This is a genomic window from Paenibacillus periandrae, assembly GCF_022458865.1.
In the GTDB taxonomy this organism is placed as follows: domain Bacteria; phylum Bacillota; class Bacilli; order Paenibacillales; family NBRC-103111; genus Paenibacillus_S; species Paenibacillus_S periandrae.
Map to the genome: position 1 here is coordinate 1 of NZ_JAJNMU010000174.1, position 297 is coordinate 297.

The window sequence follows — 297 nt, forward strand, 5'->3', positions numbered from 1 at the left end:
ATAGTACGTCCGCATTGATGAAACGGCGGGCGGCCAGCAGGAGCAGTATCGTCGGCAGCGTTAAAATGATTGAGAAAACGCCGCCCGCGGTCGTCGGGTAGTTCTGAACAATCGTATACATGATTAGTGGCATGGTTCGGAAATCCGGGATGCCGACCATGAAAGTGCCCTGCGCCTCATCCAGCGAGGAGAGGAACGTGAAGATTGATGCGACGACAATGCCGGGCAGCGCCATGGGTAGCGTAATATACCAAAATACGCGAAACGGTCCGGCACCCGCGTCCCTCGCCGACTCCT

General features: G+C 56.6%; 1 protein-coding gene. It reads right to left on the bottom strand.

Going from position 1 to position 297, the window contains the following annotated elements:
* Positions 1-297, bottom strand: a 297-nt coding sequence (locus LRL21_RS45105; protein ID WP_240422241.1) for an ABC transporter permease, incomplete at both ends; no start/stop codon positions are given.